The organism is Bacteroides caecigallinarum (assembly GCF_016901995.1).
GTDB lineage: Bacteria > Bacteroidota > Bacteroidia > Bacteroidales > Bacteroidaceae > Phocaeicola > Phocaeicola cellulolyticus.
The window spans coordinates 1-223 of the sequence record NZ_JACJLE010000229.1; the positions used below are offsets into that span (position 1 = coordinate 1).

1 rRNA gene is annotated in these 223 nt (G+C 42.2%); it reads left to right on the plus strand.

The window, feature by feature from the left end:
* Positions 1 to 133: 133 nt before the first annotated feature.
* Positions 134 to 223: ribosomal RNA gene (locus tag H6A61_RS15750) — 23S ribosomal RNA — on the plus strand; the annotation flags it as partial.

The window sequence follows — 223 nt, forward strand, 5'->3', positions numbered from 1 at the left end:
CTCCGTAACCTTCACATTAAAAAGATCTTTGACATGATGTAACAAGCTGAAAAAGTAAAAATTTGGTCAAAACCAAAAGAGCTAAAAGTATATATCATCCGCTCTGTTGAATAGACAGAGTGTGTACGTGATAATGAAAGTAAATAAGGGCGCATGGCGGATGCCTTGGCTCTCGGAGGCGATGAAGGACGTGATAAGCTGCGAAAAGTCACGGGGAGGTGCA